The organism is Actinotignum sanguinis (assembly GCF_003957255.1).
GTDB classification, from domain to species: Bacteria; Actinomycetota; Actinomycetes; order Actinomycetales; family Actinomycetaceae; genus Actinotignum; species Actinotignum sanguinis.
In genome coordinates, this window is sequence record NZ_QDIE01000052.1 from 1 (window position 1) to 5204 (window position 5204).

General features: G+C 57.9%; 4 protein-coding genes. All 4 read right to left on the reverse strand.

Features of this window, described 5'->3' with window-relative positions; translation table 11 throughout:
- Window positions 1–110 precede the first annotated feature (110 nt).
- Complete coding sequence (locus tag DDD64_RS09230) at window positions 111–329, reverse strand: ATP-binding cassette domain-containing protein (RefSeq protein ID WP_126135951.1); 219 nt, start codon at window positions 327–329, stop codon at window positions 111–113.
- A 70-nt stretch (window positions 330–399) separates the two neighbouring features.
- Window positions 400–753, reverse strand: a complete 354-nt coding sequence (locus DDD64_RS08610) for a hypothetical protein (protein WP_126135952.1) — start codon at window positions 751–753, stop codon at window positions 400–402.
- Window positions 754–1024: 271 nt separating this feature from the next.
- Window positions 1025–3262 (reverse strand): CAP domain-containing protein, encoded by a 2238-nt coding sequence (locus tag DDD64_RS08615; RefSeq protein ID WP_164545986.1) that lies wholly within the window; start codon window positions 3260–3262, stop codon window positions 1025–1027.
- A gap of 265 nt (window positions 3263–3527) precedes the next feature.
- Complete coding sequence (locus tag DDD64_RS08620) at window positions 3528–4718, reverse strand: NAD-dependent formate dehydrogenase (protein WP_126135954.1); 1191 nt, start codon at window positions 4716–4718, stop codon at window positions 3528–3530.
- Window positions 4719–5204: the final 486 nt, after the last annotated feature.

Below are 5204 nucleotides of genomic sequence, written 5' to 3' on the forward strand. Positions count from 1 at the left end.
AAGACTATTAGTGGGAAGGACGTTATTGCTTGACCGGTATCTGATATCCAGTCCTTATTAGTATCGAAACCAGAGAATGACAATCATGATTCGAGAACACAGATACACCACTACCCAGGACTTGACCTAGGTACGCCGTCAATCTCAACACTCCCGAATGCGAGAGGGAGAAAGCCCAGAATTCCGTTAAGTAGCGTAGTTTTGCCAATCCCGGTTTTCCCAAGGAGTGCGAGGCTTTCGCCGGAGGCTAGTGAGAAAGAAACCCCGCTGAATAGCTGGCGGTCTCCTACCTGCATTGCGAGGTTAGCGACTGTGAGTTTGCTGCCCATGGATGGTCCTTCTCTTGCGCGGTGGGGGAATAACTATATGAGCTATTCCCCCACCTCTTGTGTTATCGGGTTACTTCCACTGGCCGCATTGCATGGGTGCTAATCCGGCACCGGATTGGCAGGCTTGTACGGATGAGACCGTACCGCCCGCACTACGGGTGACAACTGCTCCGTAACCAGAACGGTTGATAACCTGACGGACGTTATCCCCATGCCCCATGCGGGTGTAATTGCCAAGTACCCAACGATTATCGGGCGCTTCGTCTTCGACGTTAACGGTCTGTTCGTTGTTCGTCGTCCAGATGGAGGCTGAAACAACACCGTTGTCTTTGACGAAATAAGCGGTTCGTGCGTTAGCTGCGGGTAGAAGGGCAACCGAACACCCGAGGAGGGCAAGAGTTGCGGTAATTTTTTTGTATCTCATTTTTAGCTCCTTCGCTATCGACGCCTCAACGTTGAGGTGTAAGTAGTCTATAAAGAAATAGAACTTGCGGTCAATAAGTTAATGAAAGTGTTATGTTGGCTTGAGTGTAGTGTCCGTGGTGGTGAAACGTGGGTTATTTTTATGTTCTACTGATCTATGGGAGATGGGATGAAAATTCCGCCCTCATCCCAATAAAGCGATGAGGGCGGAAGATCCGGGAGCGAGTTCCTACAAGGGGAACCCGACACAGAGAGATTCTCCAGGCGTGGGGTTAGCGGCGGGCGGCGGGGGTGTCGGTGCCGTTGCCGTCCCAATCGCCCACGAAGAGCTGGTCGGAGGCCCGCCCGTAGGTGAGGACCTGATCCGCTTCACCAGCGGCCAGCGAATTCTTCACGTAAACGGTATTGCCGCGGCGTACCGCCAGCGTATCGACGCCGTCGCCGTTAAAATCGCCCAGGATCGTGGCGTCACCCGCACGGCCGTAAGAGAAAACGGTATCCGCAGCGCCGCCCGCAATGACGTTCTTGACGTAATACACGTTGCCGCGGCGCACCGCGAAGGTATCCTTCCCATCCCCGTCGAAATCGCCGGTGAGGACGGTATCACCCGCGCGGCCGTAGTGGACCACGCCGTCGGCCTCCCCGCCGTGGAGAGAATTCAGAACATAGAAGGTGTTGCCGCGGCGCACCGCGAACGTGTCCTTTCCATCCCCATCGAAATCACCCACGAGGATCTCATCACCGGTGCGACCGTAGGAGAATTCCACATCGGCGGCCCCGCCATCGACGCTGTTCTTCACGTAGATCTTATTGCCGCGGCGCACCGCGAACGTATCGACGCCGTCGCCGTCCCAGTCACCGACGAGCACTTCATCGCCCGCGCGGCCGTAGGAGAACACACTGGTGGCCTGGCGTGAGGTCCAATCATTAGAAACATAGAAAACATTACCGGTGGCGGGCAGATCCGTACCGGGGCCGCCCGGCGTGGGCTTGGGCGCGGGCGCCGGGGAGAGACGATCCACATCGGCCTGAGCGCGCGCCACATCAGCTTCCGCGGCGGCAAGCTTCTCACCAAATTCCCCGAGCTGGGCGGCACGGGCGGCGCTCCGATCACGCTCCGCGGTTGCGGTGGCGAGCTGCTCGGATAGTTTCTGGACGTTTGCCTTAGCCGCCTTGGCGGTTTCGTACGCCTGGGTGGCGGCCGCGAGCTTCGTTTGCGCGCTTTCGAGCGCTGCCTTGGCCTCCTCATATTCGCGGGTGGCTGTTTCTAATTTCGTTGCCGCGACTTGGGCTTCGAAGGACTCCGTAGTTCCTCGGGTGGCTGCCTCAAGGTCGGCTGTGGCATCGGCTAGATCCGTGCGAGCCACGGAGGATCCGCGTGCCATCTCATCTTTGAGACCGTCCATGTAACGTTGCAATTCAGCCGTGTACTCGGCAACTGTTTGCGGCTGCGACCTGTCTCCGTAAGCGGGTGCGATATCAAAAGTATTGGCCTGGATATTCGGCGCGTAGGCCATCCCGGTGACCGTGTAATCACGGTTGACAATATTGAGGTAATGCCCGACCTTCGCGAAATCTGTGACGCCCTGATCGTGGAGGGCCTTTTCGTTGTGATACCAGAGCTTGAGGGAGAGCTCATCTCCGGCATAGCGGGCGGACGCGAGGTTCTCCGCCACATTGAAAGCCTTAATATGAGCCATTTTATTGGTGCGGGACTGCGCGTTCACTTGCAGCTGCGCGACCGCCATGAGGTAGTCCGTGACCTTGAGCGGTTCGAGCTGGTGCTTCGCGCGCAGGTCATTGATCTTATTAATGAGATCGAGGGATTTCTTCATCGACTCGAGGCTGGTTGCATCATCCGCAGCCCCCGGATGGGTATAGGAAGTAAGGGGCTGCCCCTGGTACTCCTTATCGGTGCGGAAAACTTCCAGGGCTTTCTGAGAGTTTCGAGCTTCGTAGAACCCGAGAGCGCCCCTATCCAACTGCTTCTTCGCGGCAATCTTAGATTCTTCAATGCGGGCGCGGGCGGCATCCACTTTCTGCTGGGCTTCCTTGGCCGCTTCGGGGTTAGGCGCGATGGCCTGATCGTAAGCGGCCTGCGCGGCATCGCGAGTGGCCTTAGTCGATTGCGCATTCTTTTCTAGTTGGGGGATGGCGGCAGCTGCGTCGTCGTACCCCTTCTTCGCGGAATCGAAACCGGAAGCTTGCTGGACCGCGGCATCATAAGCACGCTGAGCAGCCTCCGCCTGGGCGTTTGCCCGCGCGTACGCCTGCGCGGCACCCTGGATATCCGCGAGGCTCGCACCGCTCGCCATTATCTCAGCGAGGATAGCGTCGCGGGCCTTGAGAGCGGCGGCGAGCCGGGCACGGGCCTTAGCGAGTTGGGCTGCCGAGTTAGCGCCGGGCGCGGATTCGCTGGCGGCGGCGGGAGCGGGGCTGATGACCGGCAGTGCCTGGGCGGCGAGCGGGACCAGCAGAGCCCCCGTCATGAGGAGTGCCGATGTGCGCATAAGAGTTCTCTTTCTGTTTCGACCGTGAAAGTGAAAGGGATAATTCCCGGTGCGCAGGTTAGTGGCCGTTTCTGGACGTAAGCCGGACGTAGATTGGGAAGAGGCTGGCATGCGTGGAGAGCAGCTAGTTCGCGCAGCAGGGCGGCTAACCCGCATACACGACACCGACGCCGCGTAGCGAAACGGATTCCCACCGGAGGGGAGATCACGGTTCGCCACGCGGCGCCAATGGAGAGTTCAGGACTTGCGAGAGCTAGATAATTTTTTACTTACCGGTGGATCCGGGGCTGGCCTTACCGTCGGTGGTGTAGGACTTCGCGCCGGTTCCGGCGAGCGCCCCACCCTGGACGATAATGTAAGAATCGCGCAGCTGGCGGCCAGCGAAGAAATCTTCGAGGATTTCACGGGTGCCGGCAGCGTAGCGAGTCTGTGCGGACAGCGAGGAACCGGAGGTATGAGGGGTCATCGCGTTACGCGGCATCGTGCGCCACGGGTGATCCTCGGCCGGAGGCTGCGGGTACCACACGTCCCCACCGTAACCACCGAGCTGACCAGATTCGAGAGCCTTGACAATGTCGTCGCGCACCACAATTTCAGCGCGGGCGGTATTGACAATGTAGGAGCCGCGGCGCATCGAATTGATCATCTTCTCGTCCACCATATGATAGGTATCCGAGGTGAGCGGGGAATGGATGGAAACCACGTCCACGCTGCGCATGAGATCCTCGACGGTTTCATGATAGGTGGCGCCGAGTTCCTTTTCCGTCTGCGGATCGAGACGGTACAGATCGTAGTAGTGCAGGTTAACATCGAAGGGCTTCATGCGCTTGAGCAGAGCCCGGCCGATACGCCCGGCGGCGATAACACCGACGTCCATGCCCTCCAGGTCATAGGACCACTTGACGGCATCGGCAATGTTCCAGCCCTTTTCATCGGTGACGATGCGGTGGGCGGGAACGAAATTACGCACCAGGTTGAGGATGGTCATGGCCGCATGTTCAGCCACTGAAATCGAGTTCGAGTAGGTAACCTCAGCAACCGTAATATTGCGCTTCATCGCTTCGGTGAGGTCCACGTGATCAGAGCCCACGCCGGCGGTGATAGCAAGCTTGAGGTTCTTGGCCTTCTCCAGGCGATCCTTGCCCAGGTAAGCGGGCCAGAACGGCTGAGAGATAACCACGTCCGCTTCCGGCAGGTGCTTCTCAAATTCCGAATTCTCGCCTTCCTTATCGGAGGTGACGATGAGTTCGTGCCCGTTCTCCGCAGCCCACTTCTTCAGGCCCAGGGCGCCGGATACGCATGCCACCATCTCACCCGGAGTGAAATCGATGCCCGACGGCGTAGGGGTGCTGGAGCCACCCGGGTAGGAATCAATCGTGGGGATTGAATCACGGATGTACTTGGGCGGGAAGCCGTCCACGGGATCCGGGTACAGCACCATGAGAATTTTCGCCATTAAAAATCACCTCTTTTAGTAGTGAGACGCCAGCCACTTCGCCGGCTCGGTTAGTACTTTAGTCCCAGGTGGTGTGTGCGTGTCAAGCCTTTTTCTTTAGTGTCGCTAAGGTTCGTGATCTGTCGCAAAAAAGTGCGGAATAAGGCGGCTATGTAACGGTTTTACGACAATAATTACCTTATCTATTATTGCAATTGCGAATATTTTCGGTAGTGGAGGTGGTACTAACGTCCCGGATTTGTGGGCGCGGATTCGCTGTTGTTGGGCGGGCTCGGCTGTGATGTGGTCATCGCGCGGAGGTGCTGAGGTGCGCGGAAGGCCCAATTGTACGTTGCTAGTGGGGCTGATGCCGCGCAAAGGGGTTAATAGACAAAAAGTGGGTCTCATATCCGGGGTTTGCCCTGCCATAGCAACGAAAAGTCAGCCTTATTGAGCTCGAGTACCTCAATAAGCTTGCTTCCTTGACACCTGCGGTGGAATGTGCAG

Excerpts from the sequence above, each read along its gene's own strand:
- DDD64_RS09230 (WP_126135951.1), bottom strand. The coding sequence starts at position 329 with ATGGGCAGCAAACTCACAGTCGCTAACCTCGCAATGCAGGTAGGAGAC.
- DDD64_RS08610 (WP_126135952.1), bottom strand. The coding sequence starts at position 753 with ATGAGATACAAAAAAATTACCGCAACTCTTGCCCTCCTCGGGTGTTCG.
- DDD64_RS08615 (WP_164545986.1), bottom strand. The coding sequence starts at position 3,262 with ATGCGCACATCGGCACTCCTCATGACGGGGGCTCTGCTGGTCCCGCTC.
- DDD64_RS08620 (WP_126135954.1), bottom strand. The coding sequence starts at position 4,718 with ATGGCGAAAATTCTCATGGTGCTGTACCCGGATCCCGTGGACGGCTTC.